The organism is Mycobacterium paragordonae (genome assembly GCF_003614435.1).
Taxonomy (GTDB): Bacteria; Actinomycetota; Actinomycetes; order Mycobacteriales; family Mycobacteriaceae; genus Mycobacterium; species Mycobacterium paragordonae.
Map to the genome: position 1 here is coordinate 4,395,754 of NZ_CP025546.1, position 25,492 is coordinate 4,421,245.

General features: G+C 68.5%; 8 protein-coding genes. 4 read left to right on the forward strand and 4 right to left on the reverse strand.

What is annotated here, in order from left to right:
• Positions 1-45 precede the first annotated feature (45 nt).
• The 3 genes from C0J29_RS19975 to C0J29_RS19985 all read right to left on the reverse strand — a co-directional run bounded on the left by C0J29_RS19975 (position 46) and on the right by C0J29_RS19985 (position 12,227).
• A complete protein-coding gene (locus tag C0J29_RS19975) occupies positions 46-693 on the reverse strand; it encodes a TetR/AcrR family transcriptional regulator (protein WP_120793338.1) in 648 nt (215 codons plus the stop codon).
• Positions 686-1,939 carry a cytochrome P450 gene (locus C0J29_RS19980; RefSeq protein WP_120793339.1) on the reverse strand — a complete coding sequence of 418 codons (1,254 nt, stop codon included), beginning with the start codon at positions 1,937-1,939 and terminating at the stop codon, positions 686-688. Before C0J29_RS19980 ends, C0J29_RS19975 begins: the two co-directional genes overlap by 8 nt.
• 256 nt (positions 1,940-2,195) lie before the next feature.
• A complete protein-coding gene (locus C0J29_RS19985; protein WP_120793340.1) occupies positions 2,196-12,227 on the reverse strand; it encodes a PPE family protein in 10,032 nt (3,343 codons plus the stop codon).
• Positions 12,228-12,532: 305 nt separating this feature from the next.
• Between C0J29_RS19985 and C0J29_RS33880 the strand changes: the two genes are divergently transcribed.
• From C0J29_RS33880 to C0J29_RS20005, 4 genes are all read left to right on the forward strand, one after another.
• Positions 12,533-16,120 (forward strand): PE family protein, encoded by a 3,588-nt coding sequence (locus C0J29_RS33880; protein ID WP_120793341.1) that lies wholly within the window; start codon positions 12,533-12,535, stop codon positions 16,118-16,120.
• Positions 16,121-16,258: 138 nt separating this feature from the next.
• A complete protein-coding gene (locus C0J29_RS34470) occupies positions 16,259-20,758 on the forward strand; it encodes a PE family protein (protein WP_120793342.1) in 4,500 nt (1,499 codons plus the stop codon).
• A gap of 314 nt (positions 20,759-21,072) precedes the next feature.
• Positions 21,073-23,052 carry a PE family protein gene (locus tag C0J29_RS34475; protein WP_120793343.1) on the forward strand — a complete coding sequence of 660 codons (1,980 nt, stop codon included), beginning with the start codon at positions 21,073-21,075 and terminating at the stop codon, positions 23,050-23,052.
• Between the two features lie 239 nt (positions 23,053-23,291).
• Entirely contained in the window at positions 23,292-23,807 is a 516-nt protein-coding gene (locus C0J29_RS20005; RefSeq protein ID WP_371872417.1) for an MTB12 family secreted protein, read from the forward strand.
• A 12-nt stretch (positions 23,808-23,819) separates the two neighbouring features.
• Here the strand turns inward: C0J29_RS20005 and C0J29_RS34480 are convergent, their stop codons facing one another.
• A complete protein-coding gene (locus C0J29_RS34480; RefSeq protein WP_120793344.1) occupies positions 23,820-25,292 on the reverse strand; it encodes a PE family protein in 1,473 nt (490 codons plus the stop codon).
• Positions 25,293-25,492: the final 200 nt, after the last annotated feature.

The following is a 25,492-nucleotide window of genomic DNA, read 5'->3' on the forward strand; positions in this document are numbered from 1 at the left end:
GGAAACTCCGGCACGTGGTTGTACCCGGGATTACCGGGGAAATATTCAGCGACGGTCCGAGGACGCATGCCGTTCGTAGCCCGGCAGCGACTTCAGCCGTTGATACAGAATCGCTGGGCCGAGCCATCGGGTAATAAAGCGGCGTAGTGCGACGCCGTCGCGCTGCCGCTGCCCGCGATCGGTAAACAGAGACTGCACGGTACGCAAGGTCATTTCGGCAAGCTCAGCGAGCGCGGCGTCATCGAAGCCGTGCAGATTCCAATCGACATCGAGGCGGTGAAAAGCTGACAAGCAAAATGTAATTGCCGTGTCGGAGGTCAGCGACGTGACAGCCTGGCCCTCCCGTCGATCCGTCAGCACGCTCTCCAGCTGCGGATCGCCGCTGAGATTTTCGAGTCCGAAGGACACGCTCTCGACGACGGCGGTGACCGGGTCGTTGAGTCCCCGGACATGTTCTGCGAGCTGGTCGAGGAATCCGTCGACCGCACGCATCCCACTGGCGATCAGCAACGCGTCGGCGTTAGGAAAGTACCGGTACACCGTCTGGCGCGTGACCCCGAGTTTCCGGGCGACGTCGGCCAGGCGTATCGCCGGTCCGGTTTCGGCGACCACCTCGTCGACCGCGTCCAGAATGCGGGCGATCGCCTCTTCGTCCGAGGCAGGCGTCGCTCCCGCCCAGCCGCGACTACGCATCCGCTGTCACAAGCCTTTCCGCGTCGAATTCGATCGTCAGTGTCGTCGGGCCGGACATTCCCAGCAAGGATTTCCACGGCGCCGCACCGACCCGATGGGGTGCAGCGAGACGCCGGGCGAGGATGGCCAGGGCATCTGCCAGTTCCCGACGTGCCAGGTTCGCTCCCAGGCAGTAGTGCGCGCCGCCGCCGAAGGTCAGAATGGCGGGCAGGTCCCGCCGCGCGATGTCGAAGCGGTCAGCATCGTCGTAGATCGCTGGATCACGATTGGCCGCAAAGGTATTCACGAGTACGAAGGTTCCAGCCGGGAACAGGTAACCGGCGAACTCGACATCCTCCATGGCAGCGCGCGGCGCGAGACAGACGGCCGGCGAATGGCGCATGCTTTCCTCAACCGTCTGCATCGCGAGCTCTGGTTGGTCGCCCAGCTTCGCCCACTGATCCGGATGGTCGCAGAGCACCTGCACCGACGCGGCCAACTGATTCCGTGTCGTGTCCGTTCCCGCCATCAAGAAGCCGGCCACCAGCATGCGGAGTTCGTCGAGATTGAGCCGGTCGCCGTCGCTCTCAGCGCGGATGAGTTCGGAGAGCAGGTCATCGGTCAGATGGTTTCGCCGTGCGTCGACCATGTCATCGACGTACGCATCGAGTTCGCTCCACGCTCCCAAGATCGCGGCCTCATCGAAATTGGCGTCAGTCTGAAAACTGAAGGCTTTGAACACTTCGTCGGTCCATTGGGAGAACAACTGCCAGTCTGCGCGCGGCGCACCGATCAGCGCGCACATGATGGGAGTGGGATACGGCCGCGCGATGTCGGCCACGATGTCGCAACGTCCGGCGTCGATTACCTGATCGATCAGGCCATTCACCACCTCGTTGATGGTGTCCTGAAGCCGCGCCGTCGCACGCGGCGTGAACGCTCGTGAAACCAGTTTGCGTAAGCGGGTATGCGGCGGCCCGTCGAGTCCGAGGAGGCTGCTCATCAGTTTGTCGTACAACGGGCCCGAGGTGATCCCCTGCGCCGCCAGCGTAATACCTGGCGGCATGCGAAACCTGTTGTCGCGCAGTATCTCCCGAGCCAGCTCGTAGGACAGGATTTCCGGTCCGATGGGCCCGATGGCGATGGGTGCGCGCGATTGCGCCGCCCGGAGGTCCTCGAGGATGTCCTGCGGGGCGGCGGTGAGACTGTAGTTGAAGGTGGGCAGGCCAGCGTCGAAAACGTTTGGGGCAGGGCTGTTCTCGCTCATTGGTGTCACGCCTTCCGATAGCGCCCGGACGGGGGCGGTGGTACGGACATCTATGACTGGAGCGTATGACCATCCCCGAAAGACGTCAAGGTAATGTCACGTATTCCCAGCTAGGATGGCCCGGGGGCTCGCTAAGGTCATACACTCAAGCGATCGAACGTCTGATCGTCAGCAGGGTAAGCCGGCGGAACCCGTCCCCTGTCAAGCCAAAGCAACCAACCGCGACGAAACGCGCCCTACAGCCGGCGCGGACCCGCTACTGACCGAAGAAGCCGGACAACTGGGTGCCGAAGTTGCCGATGCCCGAGACGAAGGCCTGCGTGGCGAGGTTGAGGGCACTGGTGTTGAACGCGCCGGACACGAAGTTGCCGAGGTTCGCCCAGCCCGACTCGAAGGTGCCGAAGTTCTGCAGGCCCGACACGTTGATCCCGCCGGCGTTGAACAAACCCGAAGTCTGGACGAAGCGGTTCGCCAGGCCGGACACGGCCCCGGATGCGGTGTTGAAGAAGCCGGATGCGCCATTGCCGGAGTTGAAGAAGCCCGACGACGGGCCTGGGCCCGTGTTGAAGAAGCCGGGGCCCGACTGGAAGCCGGAGCCGATTGTGAAGGGGCCCAGAACACCGGTGCCGGCGAGATTGGTGACATTGGTGAACAGGTAATCGATCGGGGTTTGCGGTTGAAGGGTGTTCAGGTTGAAGGTGACGGGTCCAATGTTGCTGTCGGAGTCCGTGATTCGGATCCCGAGAATCGTACTGGCCTGGATGTGAATCGGAATCGAATACGTGAACGCGCCCGCTGTGACGGCATCGATGACGCCCGTGATCGGTATCTGTATGTTGAGCGGCACGTCGTAGTGGTACGGGATCGCCGGGATCGTGAAGGAGGAGTTGAGACCGAAGAGGCCCTGGTAGTCGCCCCTCCACAGGAAGCCGTTGCTGTAGCTGCCCGAGATGAATGCTCCCGTGTCGACGTTGCCGGAGTTGGCAATGCCGGTGTTGGAGTTGCCGGTGTTGAACCAGCCGGTGTTGTAGTTCCCGGCGTTGAAGTCGCCGGTGTTGTAGCTGCCCGGGTTGAAGCTGCCCGTGTTGGTATTGCCGACGTTGAACAAGCCGGTGTTGTAGTTGCCCGCGTTGCCGATGCCGGTGTTGACCAGGCCGCTGTTGAAGAAGCCGGTGTTGGTGCTGCCGGTGTTGCCGATACCGGTGTTGAAGCTGCCGGAGTTGCCGATGCCGAAGTTGCCGGTGCCGGAGTTGAAGAACCCGACGTTGTTGCTGCCCGAGTTGAACAGGCCGATGTTGCCGCTGCCGGAGTTCAGGGCGCCGAAGCCGACCTGGTTGTTGCCGCTGAGCCCGATACCGATGTTGCCGTTGCCGGTATTGCCGAAGCCGATGTTGCCGTCACCGAAGTTGCCGAAGCCGAAGTTGTTGCTGCCGGTGTTGCCGAATCCGATGTTGTTCAGGGCCGCCGTCAATCCCGGGCCGCTGTTGCCGAACCCGAAGTTGAAGCTGCCGATGTTGCCGCTGCCGAAGTTCTGGCTGCCGATGTTGCCGCCGCCGAAGTTGTTTCCGCCGACGTTGCCGTTACCCAGGTTGTAGCCGCCGAGGTTGCCGTTACCGAAGTTGAAGTCGCCGATGTTCGCGTTGCCGAAGTTCAGGGAACCGACATTGCCCAGGCCGAGGCTGAAGGTGGTGCCTCCGGTCGCGCCGTTCTGGAACAACCCGGCCAGGTCGGCGCCGACGTTGCTGAAGCCGGAGAGGTTGGCCGGCACGCCCAATCCGGTGTTGAACAGACCCGAAATGCTGTTGCCGAGGTTGGCTAGGCCGGACTGCAGCGAACCGTAGTTTTGGATGCCGGAGTTTCCGAGGAGGCCGGTGGCGAAGTTCGCCAGGCCCGAGCTGCCGGCGCCGTTGTTGAACAGGCCCGAGACGCCGCCGGCGCCCCAGTTGAAGAAGCCGGACGACGGAGAAGTCGTGGTGTTGAAGAAGCCCGGTGTCGCCGGAATGTTGATGAGCGGAATCGTGACGGGACCGACTCCCGCGTTGCCGACGATGGCAAGGACAGTCGAACCGTCGAGGGCGCCGATGTTGAACGACACCGTGTTGACCGGGGGTTGGCTGCCGAAGTCGACCGTGATGGGCGTCGTCGAGGGCGCGTTGGCAGCGCCGCCGTGGACACTGATGGGACCGACGGTGACGTTGAAGTTGGCAGCGTCGATGAAGCCGAGCACATGGGCGGTGCCGCTGATGTAGATCTGCGGAACGTTGATCGCCGACATGTTCACGCTGGTGATGGTGGCGGTGACCGGGATATTGATCGGTGCGTGAACGTCGAAGTTGATCGGAATCTCGTCGACCGTGATGGAGTAGCCGCCGGTGAGGACGCCCCGGTAGTCGCCCCGCCACAACAGGCCGTTGTTGTAGCTGCCGGTGTTGAACAGACCGGTGTCGACCTTGCCCGAGTTCCCCAACCCGGTGTTGTAGTCGCCGGTGTTGAACCAGCCGGTGTTGGAGTCGCCCGGGTTGAAGCTGCCGGTGTTCATGTTGCCGATGTTGTAGCTGCCGGTGTTGTAGTTGCCCGCGTTGGCGATCCCGGTGTTGACCAGCCCGGTGTTGAAGAAGCCGGTGTTGGTGCTGCCGGTGTTGCCGATGCCGGTGTTGTAGCTGCCGGAGTTGCCGATGCCGAAGTTGCCGGTGCCGGAGTTGAAGAAGCCGACGTTGTTGCTGCCCGAGTTGAACAGGCCGATGTTGCCGCTGCCCGAGTTCAGGGCGCCGAAGCCGACCTGGTTATTGCCGCTGAGCCCGATACCGATGTTGCCGCTACCGGTGTTGCCGAAGCCGATGTTGCCGTCGCCGAAGTTGCCGAACCCGAAGTTGTTGCTGCCGGTGTTGCCGATCCCGATGTTGTTCAGGGCCGCGGTCAATCCCGGGCCGCTGTTGCCGAACCCGAAGTTGAAGCTGCCGATGTTGCCGCTGCCGAAGTTCTGGCTGCCGATGTTGCCACTGCCGATGTTGAGGCCGCCGATGTTTCCGTTGCCCAGGTTGAAATCGCCGATGTTTCCGGCGCCCAGGCTGAATTGCCCGATGTCGGCCAGGCCCACGTTCCAGTTCGACGCGCTCGGGCCGTTGCGGAACAAGCCCGCGAGGTCCGTGCCGACGTTGTGCAGACCCGACAGGTTGGCCGGCGTCGTGAACAGGTTGGTGGCGGCGCTGGTGTTGAAGAGACCCGAGACGGTGTTGCCCAGGTTGGAGAAGCCCGTGACCAGCGTGCCGACGTTGTTGACGCCCGAGCTTCCCAGGGCTTGGAAGTTGAACAGGCCGGATGTGTTGGCAGCGAGGTTTCCGAAGCCCGATACGCCACCGGCGCCGCTGTTGAAGAAGCCCGATGACGGGGTGGCGCTGGTGTTTCCGAAGCCCGGGGTCGCCGGGACGTGGATGAGCGGGACGCGGATGGGTCCTGCGGTGCTGTGCACGGACAGGTTGATCGCCGTTGAACCGTCCGGGTTGCCGATGTTTCCGGTGATTGTGGGCAGGGTGCCGGTGATCGACGGGATCTGGATAGCGCTGACGGTGGCGTTGACGTCCGACCACAACGGGCCCGAGAACGTGAGATTGATTGGCGCCAGCTGGAATCCGTAAACCCGCAGGGTGCCGAGGTCGATGTTCAGCGGGATATTGAGCGGGATGTTGACATCGAGGTTGAGGGCGGGGAATTCCGGGATGGTGATGGTGTAGTCGAAGCCGACCAGGCCCTGGTAGTCGTCCCGCCAGATGAAGCCGTTGTTGTAGCTGCCGGCGTTGAAGCCACCGGTGTTGACGTTGCCCGAGTTTCCGATGCCGGTGTTGAAACTGCCGGTGTTGAAGCTGCCGGTGTTGACGCTGCCCGGGTTGAAGCTTCCGGTGTTGGTGCTGCCGGTGTTGTAGCTGCCGGTGTTGTAGCTGCCGGCGTTGGCGATCCCGGTGTTGACGCTGCCGGTGTTGAAGAAACCGGTGTTGGAATTTCCGGCATTGCCGAAGCCGGTGTTGTGGCTGCCGGAGTTGCCGATGCCGTAGTTGCCGGTGCCCGAGTTGAAGAAGCCGACGTTGTCGGTGCCCGAGTTGAACAGGCCGATGTTGCCGCTGCCGGAGTTCAGGGCGCCGAAGCCGGACTGGTTATTGCCGGTCAGTCCGATACCGATGTTGCCGCTGCCGGTGTTGCCGAAGCCTATGTTGCCGTCACCGAAGTTGCCGAAGCCGAAGTTGTTGCTGCCGGTGTTGCCGATCCCGATGTTGTTCAGGGCCGCCGTCAATCCCGGGCCGCTGTTGCCGAACCCGAAGTTGAAGCTGCCGATGTTGCCGCTGCCGATGTTCTGGATGCCGACGTTGCCACTGCCGATGTTGTAGCCGCCGATGTTCCCGTTGCCCAGGTTGAAATCGCCGATGTTTCCGTTGCCGACGTTCCATTGGCCGATATCGGCGAGGCCCACGTTGAACAACGATCCGCCGCCGCTGCTGCGCAGGAAGCCCGCGAGGTTGGTGCCGACGTTGCTGATCCCGGAGAGATTGGCGGGTGTGGTGAACAGGTTGGTGGCGTCGCTGGTGTTGAACAGACCCGAGACGGTGTTGCCCAGGTTCGAGACGCCCGAGATCAGGTCACCGAAGTTCTTGTAGCCGGAGATTCCCGACGTGCCGGATACCAGGTTGAAGAGGCCGGACGCGTTGGTGCCGATGTTCATGAAGCCGGAGGAGGTGCCGTTTCCGGAGTTGAAGAAGCCCGACGACGGGTTGGTGGTCGAGTTTCCGAAGCCAGGAACCGGCTTGATGTTCACACCAGCGAACGTGATCGGCAGCAGCCGGCCGTTACCGGTGATGTCGATCAACGGTCCGGTCGACCCCACGGGTGTGCCGATGTTGATACCGATGAAGGGCAGGCCGATCGTCAGGTTCGGGAATGTGATCGAGTCGAGGCCGAGGTTCGCGTCGCCCAGGATCGTGCTGGCGTCAACCGTCAGGGACGGAATGGTGAAGCTCGAGATCGTGATGGTCGGAAGTACCGCGCCGATCGGTACGGACAGGTAGATGGGCACGTCGAACTTCAGCGGAATAGCGGAGTCGGGAATGATCGTGGTCGCGTTGAAGTCGACCAGGCCCTGGTAGTCGGCCCGCCAGCCGATGCCGTTGTTGAAGCTGCCGGTGTTGAAGAGGCCGGTGTTGACGTTTCCGGAGTTGCCTACCCCGGTGTTGTAGTCGCCGGTGTTGACCCAGCCGGTGTTGAAGTTGCCCGGGTTGAAGCTGCCGGTGTTCGTGCTGCCGACGTTGTAGCTGCCGGTGTTGTAGTTGCCCGCGTTCGCGATACCGGTGTTGACCAGCCCGGTGTTGAAGAAGCCGGTGTTGGTGCTGCCGGTGTTGCCGATGCCGGTGTTGTAGCTGCCGGAGTTGCCGATGCCGTAGTTGCCGGTGCCCGAGTTGAAGAAGCCGACGTTGTCGGTGCCCGAGTTGAACAGGCCGACGTTGCCGCTGCCGGAGTTCAGGGCACCGAAGCCGGACTGGTTGTTGCCGGTGAGCCCGATACCGATGTTGCCGCTACCGGTGTTGCCGAAGCCGATGTTGCCGTCACCGAAGTTGCCGAACCCGAAGTTGTTGCTGCCGGTGTTGCCGATCCCGATGTTATTTAAGGCCGCCGTCAATCCCGGGCCGCTGTTGCCGAACCCGAAGTTGAAGCTGCCGATGTTCCCGTTACCGAAGTTCTGGCTGCCGATGTTGCCGCTGCCGATGTTGTAGTCGCCGAGGTTCCCGAGGCCGAGGTTGTAGTCGCCGACGTTTCCGAAGCCCAGGTTCAGCCCGCCCACGTTGCCGAGGCCCAGGTTGAAGTTCGTGCTGCCGGCGATGGTTCCGTCGAAGGTGTTTCGGAAGAGGCCGGCCAGGTTGCTGCCGGTGTTCGACAGGCCGGAGATGTGAGCCGCCGTCGACAGGTTGAGCGAGCTCGTGTTGAACAAACCCGACACGCTGTTGCCGAAGTTTTCCACACCCGACTGCAGGGCCCCGTAATTCATGAAGCCCGAATTTCCGAAGAGCCCGGAAGAAATGTTCTGGAAACCGGAGTTATTGAGACCGAAGTTTCCGAAGCCCGAGTTGCCGCCGATACCGCGGTTGAAGAATCCCGATGACGGACCGATGCTGGAGTTGAAGAGGCCCGGCATCGCCGGTTGGTTGTAGATCGTCCAGTCGACGGGGCCGATACTGAACGTGGCGGGCACATTCAGCGCCGTCGTTCCATTCGGATTGCCGATGCTGACATTCAACAGGGACAGGTTGAATGTGATCGGCGGGATCGTGAGCGAATTGATAGTTCCGGAAACCAAGGTAATTCCCGAGAACAATCCATAAGTGATATCGAAGGGAATGCTGCCAACGGTGATCCCGTTGTAGACACCGCTGGTGATCGTCGCATTGATAGGAATGTTGATCGGGACATTCAAGTTGAGGTGCCCGGGCATCTCGGGCACATGGATTATGTAGCTCCCGCCCATCAGGCCTTGCTCGTTGCCCCGCCAGAACAGGCCGTTGTTCATGTTGCCCGAGATGAAGGCGCCGGTGTCGTAGTTGCCCGAGTTCACCAAGCCGGTGTTGAAGTTGCCGACGTTGAACAATCCGGTGTTGTAGCTGCCCGGGTTGGCGGCGCCGGTGTTGAAGCTGCCGACGTTGTAGCCGCCGGTGTTGTAGGAACCCGCGTTGGCGATACCGGTGTTGACGATGCCGGTATTGAAAAGACCCGTGTTGGTGCTGCCGGTGTTGCCGAAGCCGGTGTTGTAGCTCCCGGAGTTGCCGATGCCGAAGTTCCCGGATCCCGAGTTGAAGAAGCCGACGTTGTCGTTGCCCGAGTTGAACAAGCCGATATTGCCGCTGCCGGTGTTCCAGTCTCCGAATGCAAGCAGGCGATCGCCGCTGAGGCCGAAGCCGATGTTGCCGTTACCGGTATTGCCGAACCCGATGTTGCCGTTACCGGTGTTGCCGAACCCGATGTTGTCGCTGCCGGTGTTGCCGAACCCGATGTTGTGAATGGCCGCCGTCAATCCGGGGCCGGCGTTGCCGAATCCGATGTTCCCGAAGCCGATGTTGCCGCTGCCGAAGTTCGTGCTGCCGATGTTGCCGCTGCCGATATTCGCGCCGCCGATATTTCCGTTGCCGAAGTTGCCGCTGCCGAAGTTGCCGCTACCCAGGTTGAACTGTCCGTGATCCGCCAGGCCCAGGTTGACGATCAGGCCGCCGGCGCTGTCGCGGACGGCCCCGGCCAAGTTCTGGCCGGCGTTTGCCAGCCCGGAGAGGTTGGCCGCCGTCGCGAGGTTGACCGTGCTGGTGTTGTAAATGCCGGAGACGGTGTTGCCGAGGTTCGCCAGGCCGGATGACAGCGCACCGAAGTTCTGTATGCCGGATATGTCGGAGCCGACGTTGAAAAAGCCGGACGCGCGGCCGGTCCCGCCGTTGAAGAAACCCGATGACGGCAAGGTGGTCGCATTGCCGAAGCCCGGCATCGGGTTGACCTTGAGCAGCTGAATAGTGCCACCTTGGAAGGCGCCACTGATATTGATGCCGACGTTGGTGTTCGGTCCGCCAATAGTGAGCGTCACCAGGGGCAGATTGATTGTGGAACTCGATATGTTGACGGGTCCCAGGTTCAGCGTTATCGGGTCGGGCGGCGGCGAGAGGAAGGTGGAGAACTGTTGCATGCCGCCCGGCAAAGTGAATACGGTTCCGCCGAATTGCATCACTTCGTTGACCGGAATGACCATTTGTTGGTCAAATGTGACGCTGGGAATGGTGACGGCAAGGTCGATCGCGATCTGGCCCGATCCGTCGCCCGAGGCGAGAATGCTGTTGTTGAAATTGCCGGTGTTCAGGAGGCCCGTATTGGTGCCGCCGGGGTTGAGGCCGCCAGTGTTGTAATTGCCCGGGTTGAAGAGGCCGGTGTTGATGTTGCCGACGTTGAGGAAACCTGTGTTGTAGTTGCCGACGTTGGCGATGCCCGTGTTGGCGAGGCCGGTGTTGAACCAGCCCGTGTTGGTGCTGCCGGCGTTGCCGTAGCCCGTGTTGCCGATGCCGGGGTTGCCGATGCCCCAGTTGCCGATGCCCGCGTTTCCGATCCCGACGTTTCCGGTGCCGGAGTTGAACAGGCCGATGTTGTTGGTGCCGGAGTTGAACAAGCCGAGGTTGCCGCTGCCCGTGTTCAGGGCCCCGAAGCCCATCAGGCCCGTTCCGGACAGCCCGATTCCGATGTTTCCGCTGCCGGTGTTACCGAAGCCGATGTTGCCGAAACCGTTGTTGCCAAATCCCTGGTTGTTGGTGCCCAGGTTGCCCAGGCCCGTGTTGTAGTCGCCGAGATTTCCCAGACCCTTGTTGAAGTTGCCCAGGTTTCCGCTGCCGAGGTTTGAAATGCCGGAGTTGCCGATGCCGGTATTCGACGCACCCGTGTTGCCGAAACCGATGTTGTCCTGGCCGTTGTTTCCGCCGCCGGTGTTTCCGTTGGCGACGTTGCCGATACCGATGTTGTGGTCGCCGACGTTGGCGAAGCCGGTGTTCTTGACGCCGACGTTGGCCAAGCCGGTGTTGCTGGTGGGGTCGGACCCGCTGAACAGGCCCGACACGTTGGGACCCGTGTTGTTGAGACCCGACACGTAGTTGGGCGTCGTGAGGTTCTCCGGGTAGGCGCTGTTCAAAATGCCCGAAATGGTGTTGCCGGTGTTGTAGATACCGGAGAGCCCCACGCCGGTGTTCAGCAAGCCCGAGACGCCGAGGGTTCCCGACGGTGAGTTGAAGAAGCCCGAAACATTGCCTCCGGAGTTCAGGAAGCCGGAGGCCCCGCCGTCGCCGCTGTTGAAGAACCCCGAAGAGGGGACGGTGGTGGAGTTGCCGAAGCCCGGCGAACCGCCGATCAGGCCTTGGTAGTCGCCGCGCCAGAAAAGGCCGTTGCTGTAGTTGCCCGAAATCAAAGCGCCGGTGTCGAAATTGCCGGCGTTGGCCACGCCGGTGTTGTAGTTGCCGCTGTTGAGCCAGCCGGTGTTGTAGCTGCCGGGGTTGAAACCGCCGGTGTTGCTGTTGCCCGAGTTGAAATTGCCCGTGTTGTAGTTGCCCGCGTTGGCGAAGCCTGTGTTGGCTATGCCCGTGTTGAAGAAGCCGGTGTTGGCGGTCCCGGAGTTGCCGAAACCGGTGTTGAAGATGCCGGAGTTGCCGAGACCGAAGTTTCCGGTTCCCGAGTTGAAGAAACCGATGTTGTTGGTGCCGGAGTTGAACAAGCCGAGGTTGCCGGTGCCGGAGTTAAACCCGCCGAACCCGCTCATGTTGTCGCCGGTCAGCCCGATACCGACATTGCCGTTGCCGTTGTTACCGAACCCGATGTTGCCGGTGCCGGTGTTTCCCAGGCCGATGTTGTTACTGCCGGTGTTGCCGAAGCCGATGTTGTGGAGGGCCGCGGTCAGCGAGGGACCACTGTTTCCGAACCCGATATTCCCGAAACCGATGTTGGCCGGCCCGAGGTTGCCCGAGCCGATGTTCGCGCTACCAGCGTTGTAGTTGCCGATGTTCGCGTTGCCGAGATTGCCGACGCCGACATTGGCCAGGCCGACATTGATGGTGAGTAGCAGGGCGGCACCGTCGGCGGCCGCAGTTGCACCCGCACCGGCCGCAGCTGTACCCATGCCGGCCGACACCGCGCCCGCGAACTGAGCGCCGGCGGCATTCGCCGCCGCGACGATGGCACTTGAGGCGTTCGCCACGCCCCCCACCAAGCCCGCCAAATTCGACAGCGGCAGGCTGAACGGTGTCATGCCCGCGGCCACGGCGGAAGCGCCGGAATAGTAGCCGAACATCGCGGCCACATCCTGCGCCCACATTCCCTCGTACTGTGCCTCGATGGCCGCGATCACCGGCGCGTTCAGCCCCAGCAGATTCGCTCTCACCACCGACACCAGCTGAGCGCGGTTGGCGGCTACGACCAGTGGATGGACCGTCGCCGCCTGCGCCGCCTCGAACGCGGCCGCCACAATGCGGGCGTGGCCCGCCGCTTCGCCGGCCTGGGCCGCAGCCGATCTCAGCCATCCCAGATAAGGTGCGGCGGCGCCCGCCATCGCCACCGCTGCCGAGCTCTGCCAAGCGGAATCCAGGAGGCCGGTGGTCAGCGAGCCGAAAGAGGCCGCCGCCGAAGACAATTCGGCGGCCAAGCCATCCCAGGCCGCCGCGGAGGCCAGTATCGATCCCGACCCCGCGCCAAGGAACATCCGCGCCGAGTTGACCTCGGGTGCCAATACCGCAAAATCCATACGCTGTCCTTCGCGGGTAACCCCCACCGAGGTGGCGGTCAGTTTCCAATCAACCGGCGTATAACGGCACCTACCGTACGGCCGGCTCCGGTTTTACGGACGGTTTCACACACATTCGTCGCAAAATTTTCGAGCGCCCGATGAATTTATTTGTCGAGCGCCGCTCCTTCGCTCAGCGGCGTCACAACATTTACGGCATTCGCGCGAAAACGTAAACGGTGCGTCCACGTTGGGCTACCGTGTTTGACTGCGCTGGTCGCTGCTGGTGGTTATCCGGGTTGTCCTGAGGTACGGCGAGGTCGCTGATGACTTTTATGGTGGTTTCACCAGAGCTGGTGGTGGCTGCGGCTTCGGACGTGGCGGGTATCGGCTCGACGATCTCTGCGGCCAATGCGGTCGCGGCACAGTCCACAACGGGAGTAGTCAGCGCGGCCGCTGACGAGGTGTCGCACGCGATCGCGGCGATGTTCTCCGGGCACGCGCTGGGCTATCAGGAACTGGCCGGGAAGGCCGCGGTGCTGCATCAAGAGTTTGTGCAGACGCTGGCTGCCGGTGGCGCCGGGTATGCGCGCGCGGAGGCGCTCAATGTCGGCCCGTTGCAGCCGCTTTTAGACCTGATCAACGCGCCTACCCAGCAGCTCTTGGGCCGTCCGCTGATCGGCAATGGCACCGACGGGGCGCCGGGCACCGGGCAGCCGGGCGGACTGGGTGGCTTGCTGTACGGCAACGGCGGTAACGGCGGGTCCGGGGCGGCCGGGCAGGCCGGCGGCGCCGGTGGAGATGCAGGTCTCATTGGCACCGGCGGCGCCGGTGGTGCCGGGGGTACCGGCTCGGCCGGCGGGGCCGGCGGGTCCGGCGGGTGGGTGTTCGGTTCCGGCGGGGCCGGCGGGATTGGTGGCAACAGCGCGACTATGGGGGGCACCGGTGGGGCCGGCGGGGCCGGCGGGGCGTCCCCGCTGATCGGCTACGGCGGCGCCGGTGGTGCCGGCGGTATGGGCGGGCCTAATAGTGGTGCGGGCGGCACCGGCGGTGTGGGCGGCAACGGCGGGCAGTTCATCGGCGTGGGCGGCACCGGCGGTGCCGGCGGGATGGGCAACGCCGGAGCAAACGGCGGAGCCGGTGTGGACGGTGTCGCCGGTGGGTCCGGCGGCAGCGGCGGGGCCGGCGGCAGCGCTGGTTTGCTGGGAGCCGGCGGGATCGGCGGGGTCGGCGGTGCCGGAGCGGTCGGCGGCGACGGCGGGGCCGGCGCCAATGGCCAACTCGGTGGTGACGGTGGGGCTGGTGGTGACGGCGGTGCCGGGGGTCGCGCGGGCGGCGGCCCGTTGCTCGGGCTGGCCGGTTCGGCCGGCAACGGCGGCGGCGGTGGTAACGGCGGTATCGGTGGGGCCGGCGGCAACGACACCGCCGCGCTATTAGCAGCAAACGGCGGCGACGGCGGCGCCGGCGGTCACGGGGGCGTCGGTGGGGCGGCCGCCGGACTCGGGGGGGTTGCCGGGAACGGCGGTGCCGGCGGTAGCGGCGGGGCGGCCGGAAATGGCGGGATCGCGACGAACACCGCCCACAACGGCGGTAGCGGCGGTAAGGGCGGTGCCGGTGGGGCCGCCGGGGCGGGCGGCAACGCCAGCAATAACGCGGTCAACGGCAACGGTGGGCTGGGTGGCAGCGGCGCGGACGGCGGTGATGGCGGTCATGGCGCCAACGCCACCGGGGCTCTGGCCGGCGGCAAGGGCGGCAACGGCGGTGCCGGCGGCAATGCCGGAGCCGGTGGGGCGGCCGGCACCGGTGGCGTCAGCGGGACGGCGGGTGCCTACGGCGCCGGCGGCAACGGCGGCGACGGCAGCTACGGCGGCAATGGTGGCACCGGCGCTGCCGGCGGGGCCGGGCTGGGCGGCAACCCCGGGCCCAACGGCGGGGCCGGTGGCAACGGCGGGGCCGGCGGCGCCAGTGGACCCGGCGGCGTCAACGGCAGCGGCGGCAATGGCGGCAACGGCGGCGTCGGCGGTACCGGTGGGGCGGGCGGCACGGCCGTCGCCCTTGGGACCAAGGGCGGCGACGGCGGCATTGGTGGGACCGGCGGCAACGCCGGCACCGCCGGCGCCGCCGGGACCGGAGGCAGCGGGGGTTCCGCCGGCATATCCGGCGACGGCGGCAAAGGCGGACTCGGCGGCAATGGCGGCAACGGCGCCAATGGAACCGCCGGCACCGTCGGCAACATCAACGGCGGCACCGGTGGCGGCGGCGGCGACGGCGGCCAAGGCGGAACCGGCGGCAAGGCCAATGCCGGTGGCACTAATGGCGGCGGTGGCAACGGCGGCACCGGCGGCAAAGGCGGCAACGGCGGTATCGGCCTCCCCGGGACGGCCAGTGTGGATGGCGGCAACGGCGGCAACGGTGGTAACGGCGGCGACGCTGGGAAAGCCGGCCTGGCCGGCACGGGTCCCGGCGCCGCCGGAACCGTCGGCACGGCAGGCACCGGCGGCAACGGCGGCAACGGCACCAACGGCGCATTGGGCGGCAACGGCACCAACGACTTCAACACCGATGGCGGGGCCGGCGGCAACGGCACAAAAGGCGGCAGCGGCGGTCAGGGCGGCAATGGTGGCGCCAGCAACGGCGGAACCGCCGGCAGCGGCGGGACCGGCGGCAACGGCGCCAACGGAGGTAAGGGCGGCCAGGGAGGTAACGGCGTCGCCGGCGTGCGGCCGCCGCCGCCCGATGGCTCCGACGGTCCGCCTGGTGGCGACGGTGGCATCGGGGGCACTGGCGGCGCCGGTGGCAACGCCGGCGCGGGCGGCGCGGCCGGCACGAATACCGGCGGTGGCATCGCGGGCGCCGCGGGCAACGCGGGCGTCGCCGGCCGTGGCGGTGACGGCGGCAACGGCGGCATCGGCGGCAACGGCGCCGACGGTGCCGTCGGAATCACCGGTGACGGTTATAACGGTGGCGCCGGCGGCGGCGGCGGACAGGGCGGTGCCGGAGGTCTTGGCGGCAACGGCGTCGCCGGCGTCGGCGGCGGCGACGGCGGCAACGGCGGCAACGGCGGCCTGGCCGGCCGCGGCGGCAGCGGCGGCACAGCGAGCGTTTTCGGTGACGGCGGGCCCGGCGGCGTCGGTGGCGTCGGTGGCATCGGCGGCATCGGGGGCGACGGCGGATTCGGCGGCGGCAAGGGAGGCGCCGGCGGCAGCGGCGGCAATGGCAACACCGGCGGAACCGGCGGCGGCGGCGGCGACTTCGGCCAGAACGGTGGGGTCGGCGGAGCCGGCGGAGCCGGTGGCGACGCCGGCAACGGCGGGCGGGGCCGCGACGCAAACGGTGGCGCCGGCGGCCTCGCCGGCAATGGTGGCACCGGGGGCACCGGCGGCGACGCGACAAACGTTGCCCCGTTCTCCTCCGGGTATGACGGCGGCAAAGGCGGCACCGGCGGTGCGGGCGGCAACGGCGGCCTCGGCGGCAGCGTCTCCGGCAAAGGTCTCGGCGGCGACGCCGGGGGCGGCGGCACCGGTGGTAACGGCGGTACCGGCGGTCACGGCGGCGACAGCCAGGTTCCGCTCACCAACAACGGCAACGGCGGCAACGGCGGCAACGGCGGAGTGGGCGGCACCGGCGGCACTGCAACTGCTCTGGGCGGCAAAGCAGCCTCGGGCGGCAACGGTGGCACGGGCGGTACCGGCGGCAACGGCAGCACGTTCGGCAACGACGACTACGCGGGCCTCGGTGGTACGGGCGGCACCGGCGGCACGGGCGGCACCGGCGGTAACTCCGCCGACGGCAGCTTCGGCAACTTCGGAACCGTCGGCAAGGCCGGCAGCGGCCCGACCGGCGGGCAGAACAACAGACCCCCGAATGGCGGCAGCGGGGGCAGCGGCGGCACCGGCGGTAGCGGTGCCACTTAGTCCCACGGCCGTTGTGAAAGAAAGGACGGGCATTCGAGTGGAAGCGTCGACTCATGCTCCGGGCCGAGCTCGGTGGGTGTCTTTTTCGGTTGTTTCGGGGGGCTTTTCGGGTTGCTCTAAGGGACGGCGAGGTCGCTGATGGCTTTTTTGCTGGTTTCACCGGAGATAGTGGCGGCTGCGGCCTCGGACGTGGCGGGTATCGGTTCGACGATCTCCGCGGCCAACGCGGCCGCGGCACAGTCGACGACGGGGCTGGCCAGCGCGGCCGCCGACGAGGTGTCGCACGCGATCGCGGCGATGTTCTCCGGGCACGCGCTGGGCTACCAGGAGCTGGCCGGGCAGGCCGCGGTGCTGCATCAACAGTTCGTGCAGACGCTGGCCGCCGGTGGAGCCGGGTATGCGCGCGCGGAGACACTCAATGTCGGGCAGATGGTGCTTGATCTGATCAACGCACCGACCCAGCAACTACTGGGACGTCCGCTGATCGGTGATGGAACCAACGGCGCGGCGGGCACCGGCCAGGCGGGCGGACTGGGTGGATTGCTGTGGGGCAACGGCGGTAACGGCGGGTCCGGTGCGGCGGGTCAGGTCGGCGGCGCCGGCGGGGACGCCGGCCTGCTCGGTGCGGGCGGTGCCGGTGGTGCCGGAGGTGCGGGTGCATCCGGCGGCGCCGGCGGGACTGGCGGGCAGGTCTGGGGTGCGGGTGGGGCCGGCGGGGCCGGCGGCAACAGCACGACGGCGGGAGGCACCGGTGGGGCCGGTGGGGCCGGCGGTGTCTCTCCGCTGATCGGCTACGGCGGCATCGGTGGTGCCGGGGGTATGGGCGGGCCCGGCGGTGGTGCGGGCGGCAGCGGCGGTGTGGGCGGCAACGGCGGGCAGTTCATCGGTGTGGGTGGCACCGGTGGTGCCGGCGGGATGGGCAGTGCCGGGGCTAACGGCGGGGCCGGTGTGGACGGTGTCGCCGGTGGGTCGGGCGGTGCCGGCGGGTTTGGCGGCAAGGCCGGTGTCATAGGCATCGGTGGGGTCGGCGGGCTCGGCGGTGCCGGTGGAGCCGGCGGCGACGGTGGAGCCGGCGGCGTTAACCAGCTCGGCGGCCACGGTGGGGCCGGTGGTGACGGCGGGGCCGGCGGTCAGTCGGGGCAAGCGCCGCTACTCGGGTTGGGCGGCGACGGTGGACATGGCGGGGCAGGCGGTCACGGCGGTATCGGCGGGGCCGGTGCTAACGACACCGCCGCCTTCGGGGCGACCAACGGCGGTGACGGCGGGGCCGGCGGTCACGGCGGCGTCGGTGGGGCGGCCGCCGGGCTCACTGCGGCCGCGGGCAACGGCGGCGCCGGTGGTGGTGGCGGCAAGGCCGGCAATGGCGGAGCGTCGCTGAACAGCGCCCACAACGGCGGTAGCGGCGGCAAGGGCGGTGCCGGTGGGGCCGCCGGGGTGGGCGGCAACGGCAGCAATCTGGCCATCAACGGCAACGGCGGCTGGGGCGGCAGCGGCGCGGACGGCGGCGAGGGCGGTCATGGCGCCAATGCCACCGGCGCCCTGGCCGGTGGCGCCGGCGGCAATGGCGGCAACGGCGGTAATGCCGGTGCCGGAGGTGGCAACGGCGTCGGTGGCATCGGCGGGACCGGGGGCGGCTACGGCAGCGGCGGTAACGGCGGCAATGGCAGCTTCGGCGGCAACGGTGGGACCGGGGCCGCGGCCGGGGCCGGCCTGAACGGCGACCCCGGGCCTAACGGTGGCGCCGGTGGAAACGGCGGAGCCGGCGGCAACAGCGGGGGCGGCGGCGTCAACGGCAGCGGCGGCAACAGCGGCAGCGGCGGAAAAGGTGGCACCGGCGGGGCCGGCGGCACCGCCGTCACCCTGGGCAAGAGCGGCGGCACCGGCGGCATGGGCGGTACCGGCGGCAACGCGGGCACCGCCGGACTCGCGGGGTCCGGAGGCGCCGGGGGTACCGCCGGCACATCTGGGGACGGCGGCACCGGCGGGCTCGGCGGCAACGGTGGTAACGGCGCCGCTGGAAAAGACGGCGCGGGCGTCCAGATCAACGGCACCACCGGTGGAGCCGGCGGGGACGGCGGACAGGGCGGAACCGGCGGCAAGGCCAACGCCGGTGGCACCAACGGCAGCGGCGGCAACGGCGGCATCGGCGGACTCGGCGGTGGTGGCGGCAACGGCCTGTCCGACTTGAACACCGACAGCGGCAACGGCGGCAACGGCGGCAAGGGCGGCGTAGGCGGCGACGCCGGGAAAGCCGGCGTGGCCGGTACGGGTAGCGGCGCCGCGGGAACCGTCGGCAAGGCGGGCACCGGTGGCAACGGCGGCACCGGCGGCAACGCCGGCTCCGGCGGCAACGGCGCCGACAACGCGAAGGCCGACGGCAACCCCGGTGGCGGTGGCGGCGCCGGCGGCAACGGTGGCCAAGGAGGCCAGGGCGGCGCCTCCTACGGCGGAACCGCGGGTAGCGGTGGCAAAGGCGGCAATGGCGCCAACGGCGGCAATGGCGGCCACGGCGGCGACGGCCCCACGTACGGCGAGGGCAGCGGGGCCGGTGCCGCCGGCGGAGCCGGCGGAGACGGAGGAAGCGGCGGTCCCGGCGGCAATGCGGGCTTAGGCGGATTCGCGGGCGTCAACAGCCTCGGCGGCACTGCGGGCACAAACGGCGCAACCGGCATAGCCGGCAACGGTGGCAACGGCGCCGACGCGGGTAACGGCGGAAATGGTGCCCGGGGATCGTGGTCCGCCTTCGCGGACGGATATGCCGGCGGCGACGGCGGCAACGGGGGCAAGGGCGGAAGCGGCGGCGCCGGCGGCAGCGGATTCAATGGTGTCGGCGGCGGCAACGGCGGCAATGCGGGCAAAGGCGGGAACGCCGGATCGGGTGGCGACGGTGGCACACCCGGACTGGGCAGCAATGGGGGTACCGCCGGTAACGGCGGTACCGGCGGCGCCGGCGGCAACGGCGGCAATGGCGGCCTCGGCGGGGGTAAGGGCGGCAACGCCGGCAACGGCGGCAACGGCAACAACGGCGGGGTTGGCGGCTCCGGCAGTGACTTCGCCGGCCAAAACGGCGGCCCCGGCGGCGACGGGGGTGCTGGCGGCAACGGCGGCGCCGGCGGCAACGGTTACGGCGCAATCGCAGGCACCGGCGGTAACGCCGGCAGCGGCGGGAGCGGCGGCGCAGGCGGCGCCGGCGCTTTGAATATTGGTGGTCAGGGATATTCGGGCGCGAAGGGCGGCGTTGGCGGCAACGGCGGCATTGGCGGCAACGGCGGCGATGCGTTGGGTGCCAATGGCTCGGGTGCCGGGGTCCCCGGCGGCGGCGGAGACGCCGGCAACGGCGGCAACGCCGGCGGCGGCGGCAACGGCGGTGCGGGCGGCAACTCCACGTTCTCAGATGGAGGCAACGGCGGCGTCGCCGGCGATGGCGGTAGCGGCGGCAAAGGCGGCAACGGCGGCGCAGGCGGTGGCAAAGGCGGAGCCGGGGGCAATGGCGCCAACGGCGGCAGCGGCGGCAACGGCAGCGGTGACGCCAGCCACGATGGCGGCAATGGCGCCGCCGGCGGCAACGGCGGCAACGGCGGCGCCGGCGGCAACGGCAACGGGGCCGCGGCCGGCAAGGGCGGCTCTGCGGGCAGCGGCGGCAGCGGCGGCAGCGGCGGCGGCGCCGGCAAGGGCGGACTGAGTACCTATTCGGGCGGCAGCGGCGCCGTCGGCGGCAACGGCGGCGTCGGCGGCAACGGCGGCCTCGCTCTCGGATTTGCCGGCGGCTCGGCCGATGGCGGCAACGGCGGCAACGGCGGCGTCGGTGGTAGCGGCGGCACCGGCGGAACTGCCGCCTCGTTCAGCAACGGCGGCAGCGGCGGCAGCGCCGCCGCGGGCGGCAGCGGAGGCAACGGCGGCGACGGGGGCCTGTTCGGCGGTAAAGGCGGCAACGGCGGCAGCGGTGCCACCGGCGGCAACGGCGGCACCGGCGGCAGTGGCAGCGGCACCGCCGGAGTCGGCCGGGCCGGTGGCGGCGGCGCCAGCGGCGCGAAAGGCGGCAACGCCGGCAGCGGCGGCACCGGCCACTTCGCTAACGGCGGCAATGCCGGCACCGCGGGCAACGGCGGCAACGGCGGCACCGGCGGCGAAGGCAACTCGACTGACGGCGGCTATAACGGCGGCGGCGGCGGCAGCGGCGGCGGCGGCGGCAACGGCGGTAACGGTGGCAAGGCTGACAATGGCGGCGCCGGCGGCACCCCCAGCGCCGGTGGGTCCGGTGGCACCGGCGGGAACGGCGGCTATGGCGGGTTTGACATTCTCAGCACCAACGGCAACGGCGGAAACGGAGGTACCGGCGGAAGCGGCGGCACCGGCGGAGCCGGAACCATGCCCGGCATCTCCGGCGCCAAAGGTGGTTCCGGCGGCACTGGCGGGAACGGCGGCGGCGGTAACACGAGCGGCGGCTCGGGTAACTGGGGCACCGGCGGTAACGGCGGCGGCGGAGGCGGTGGTGGCACCGGTGGCGTCGGCGGCAACGGCGGAGCCGGCGTCGGCGGCGGCCCCGGTAGTCCCGGCGGCGGCCCGTCCGGCGGGGGGAACAACCCGAATGGCGGCGGCGGGGGCGGCGGCGGCGCCGGCGGCAACGGCGGCACCTAAAACCTCGGGCCGTAGCTCCCACCGGCCCTTGTAATCCAGGCGCGTCGCGCTTTAAGGCCTGCTCACCCCAACGCTCAAAGGGCCCCGGCGGCTTCGTCGACGCGCTGACCGAGTTCGTCCTCGGCTCGGCAAATTCCAAGTGATGGCCGGGCCTCTCCGTCATACAAAGCCGCGTTGACCGACGCCGGCAATTGGGTATTTCGGCCTCTGCCGCACGCGCGGCGCGTCCGACAACATCAGATGACCGGCGGGCTGGCAAATGTCGGCCCAGCTGTGATGTGGGTTTTGTCGCGCCGAGGTAAGGGGTAGGAACCATGTCATTTGTGAGCGTGGCACCGGAGCTGCTGGGTGCGGCTGCAGGGGATTTGGCGAACATCGGCTCGGCGCTGCAGGCTGCCCGGACGGCGGCTTCGGGCTCGACGACGGCGGTACTGGCGGCGGGTGCGGATGAGGTGTCGGCCGTGGTCTCAGCGCTGTTCGGCGCCCACGGCCAGCAATTTCAGGCAGTCAGCGCACAGGCGGCGCTGTTTCATGAGCAATTCGTCCAGGCGATGACGTCGGGAGCAGGGGTGTATGCGACCGCGGAGACGGCCAATGCGGCGGCCGCTGCGGACCCGCTGACATCCCTGGTCGGTCAAATCCAGGGCACCGGGATATTCAATTACGACCCGGTCAAGCTGCTGACGGGTCGCCCGCTGTTGGGCAACGGCGCCGATGGGGCGCCAGGGACCGGGCAGAACGGTGGCGACGGCGGATGGCTGATCGGCAACGGCGGCAACGGGGGGTCCGGTGCGCTCGGGAAAGCAGGCGGGGCCGGCGGATCGGCGGGCTTATGGGGCCACGGCGGTGACGGTGGCGCGGGCGGAAACGGCAAGCCCCTCTCCAGCCCAGCAGGCGGAAACGGCGGTGCCGGAGGGGCGAACGGGTGGATCGGCGGCGGCGCGCCCGGGGCAGGCGGAGCCGGCGGCAACGGCATCACCGCCCCGTTCGGGGGTGGCGGGCATGGCGGGGACGGAGGGTCCGGCGGAGCTAACCGGCAATTGATCTCCCTGTTCGGCGGCTCCGGCGGTGCGGGCGGTGCGGGTGGCGCCGGCGGGTATGGCGGAACGCTGCCTTCCGGCCTCGTGATCGGGGCCGGTGCGGACGGCGGACATGGCGGAGTCGGCGGCCACGGCGGGTCCGGCGGCGCGAACCAGGCCCTGCTTGGCGGGGTTGGCGGAGCGGGTGGCCTTGGCGGCAACGGTGGCCAGGGCGGCAACGGCGGCACCGGTGCCGACGGCGTCAACAACCTGCCCACCCTGGCCGGGGGCAGCGGGGGTATCGGTGGCGATGGCGGTGACGCCGGTGCTGGTGGGGCCGGCGGCGCCGCGAACGGGTCCGTCGGAGGATTCCTGCAAGGGTTCCTCGGGCAGGCCGGCGCCGGCGGCGCGGGCGGCACTGGGGGCGGCGGCGGCACCGGCGGTACCGGCGGAGCCGCCGACGGCGCCCTTGCCAAGGGTTACGCCGGCCAAGGTGGCCACGGCGGCAACGGCGGCGCCGGTGGAGCAGGCGGCAACGCCAGCGGCAGCGGAGTCAACGGCGCCGGTGGCGGCGGCGGTCACGGTGGCACCGGCGGTCACGGCGGTGCCGGCCAAACCGATTCGGCCAGCGGTAACGCGGTCTTCGGCGGCGGCGGGGGTGGTGGTGGCGCCGGTGGGAGTGGCGGCCACGCCGGTAGCGGCGGCGCCTACGCCGGCGGTGACGGCGTAGGCGGCACCGGCGGCACCGGCGGCACTGGCGGCACCGCCACAACCGATAGCGGCGGCAACACCGTGGTCTCCGGGTCCGGCGGCGACGGTGGCGGCGGCGGGGCCGGCGCCCCCGGCGGGTCCGGCGGTGCCGGTGGCGGCGGCGGCGCGGGCGGTACCGCAGTGGCTGCCCTGCAGAACAGAGCTGCCGGCGGAGGCGGAGGCGGCGGCGGTGGGGCCGCTGCCGCCGGAGGCCTTGCGGGAGCCGGCGGCGCGGGTGGCGCCGCGGCCAACATCCCGTTGAACTTGACTGGCGCCTCTGGTGCCGGGGGTAGTGGCGGTAGCGGCACCGGTGGTGGTGGCGGTGGCGGTGGCGTCGTTGTCCCCGCGGGCAACTACCCAGGCGGCACCGGCACAGACAGTGCCGGCGGAGGAACCGGTGGCCTCGGTGCCAACGGTGGCGTTTTTGTCAACGCCGGGGGTGACGCAGGCACCGCTGGCGCGGGCGGCTCCGGCGGCCACGGCGCGGTTGCCAACAGCAATGACGGCGGCGCCGGTCAGCCCTGACGCACGGCCCATCGGGGCGGTTCCGTTCATCGGTGTAATGGACGCTCGAATCGTCGATTCGCCATGAGCTGGCAATGAGCGGCGGTACTACAGTTCCCTAACAGGTTGATACCGGTTGATGCAGAGCAGTTTTGAGCCCTCATATTGATGCACGATGTGCCCAGCAGAAATTGTCGGCATTCAGATGCGGGAAACGGTCCCGCACGTTCGTGCCCGAATTTGGGGGAACCGTGAAATCCATGAAATCCATTGCTGTCAGCGCGGCTGCACTGGCTGTCGTTGGCGGTGGCGCCGCCGGGCTGGCATCCAGCGCGCCGGGCATTGCGCCTTCGAACCTGTCTCAGGTGCAACTGGCCTCAACCGGCGCGCCCCTACCCCAGGACCCGCAACCCGCGTCGACACTGAACCTGCCGACTTCTGACCAGTTGACCGGCATCCTCAATAACCTTTCCAATCCGGGGGTCTCGTACCGGACCAAAGATGGTCTGGTCGAAGGCGGGATCGGGTCGGGCGAGGGCCATGAGATGGATCACGAGCTGAGAGTGGCATATCGGAACGGGCAACTCCCGTTGTCGTTCGTCGTCTCCAACATTCAGCAGAACGGTCCGGCCACGGTCATGTCCGATGTCGCCGTCTCGGGGTCGAAGCTGCCAGCACCGGTCACGAAGCCCCTCATGTTCGTCAACCAAAACGGTAACTGGGTGTTGTCGAGCCCGTCCGCGACCATGCTGGTGCAGGCCGTCGCCGGGAACTGACGCCAGCGCTTTTCAGAGCAGGATGCGCTTTCCCGCATTACCGGTTCGGCCACCGCCCCCGTTCCCTGGGGCACCGCCGTAGCCTGGGCCAGTCCCGTTCAAGGAAGTCTTCAGGGCATCGCCGCCGTCACCGCCGTTGCCAGCGTTGCCGGCACTGCCGTCGCCGCCGTCCCCACCCGGGCCGGCTAAGGCGTATCCGGTGCCCCAATTCAAGGCATCGGCGCCGTCGCCGCCGCGACCGCCGATCGGACCGGGTCCGCCCAGACCACCGGTGCCACCGGTGGCGCCACCGCTGCCGCCTCCGGGCCCATAGACATAACCCGTGATCTGGCCCAGTCCCCCGTCGCCGCCCGCTCCGCCAATGGTGCTACCGGAGCCGCCGGCACCGCCGTGCCCGCCTTCGGCCGATCCGGTTCCGCCGCCGGCATAGATGAACGCGCTGCCGCCGTTGCCGCCCGCACCACCGGCGCCCGCGATGCCGGCGCCCCCGTCGCCGCCGCGACCGCCCATGACGTTGGTGTAGTTGGTGCCGCTTGTGATCACGCTGGAGCTGCCGCCATCGCCGCCGCGGCCTCCGGTAGAGCCCACCCCACCGTTGCCGCCCAGACCGCCGGCGCCACCGTTGATGGATCCGCTGCCGCCGTTGCCGCCGCGACCGCCGTCGCCCATCTGGCCCGCGGCGCCGTCGTGGCCTAAAAGAGACACGTGGGCCCCGCCTGCGCCGCCCGCACCTCCGGGACCGCCGTTGCCACCGGTGCCGCCGGCCGAGAACACGCTCGAGGCAGTGGCGCCGTAGCCGCCCCAACCGCCGGTGCCGCCGCTACCGCCGGCGCCGCCGTTGCCCCATACCAACCCGCCTGCGCCGCCGGCCCCGCCCCGCCCACCGGGGCCGCCGACACCCCCGTTGCCGAAGGGCGGGTTGCTGTAGCCCTGAGTCCCGGTCGCCCCGGTTCCGCCGGCCCCGCCGCGGCCACCATCACCGAACAGCCCGGCGTCGCCTCCTCGGCCGCCTACGCCGCCACCGGCAACGCCTGAGCCCCCGGTGCCACCGTTGCCGAATAACAACCCGCCCGGTTTGCCGTTTCCACCGGTCCCAGCGACACCGTCCGCGCCGTTGCCGATCAGCGGACGGCCCAGCAACGCATTGGTGGGGGCATTGATTACGTTCAGCACACCCTGCGTAAGCGCTTCCAGTGGGCTCGCGTTGGCCGCTTCGGCGGCGGCGTAGGCGGCCCCCGCGCTGGTCAAAGCCGCCGCGAACTGGTCGTGAAACGCCCACACCCGGGCACTGAGCGCCTGGTACTCCCGCCCGTAGCCCGAAAAGAGCGAAGCTACCGCCGCCGAAACCTCGTCCGCAGCGGCGCTAAGTACGGTGCTCGTCGAGGCCGCCGCCTCCGCATGCGCGGTGCGCAGCATGGAGCCGATCCGCGCCATGTCCGCGGCCGCCGAACCCACCGACTCCGGTACCGCAAATACATACGACATTGCTGTCCGCCCTTCTGCGTCACCTCGAATCTGAACGTATCCAGGCCAGTCGCTGAGGGCTTGAGTAGTTGACTACGTAAGTTCTTCAGCGGGGATTGATCCGCCGGCGCGGCGAACATGACCGGGACCGCTGCATCAGCCGAGGGCGGATCCACCCGCGTTAAGGCTGTGGGTGTTACCTAACTGTCAATTTCGAGACG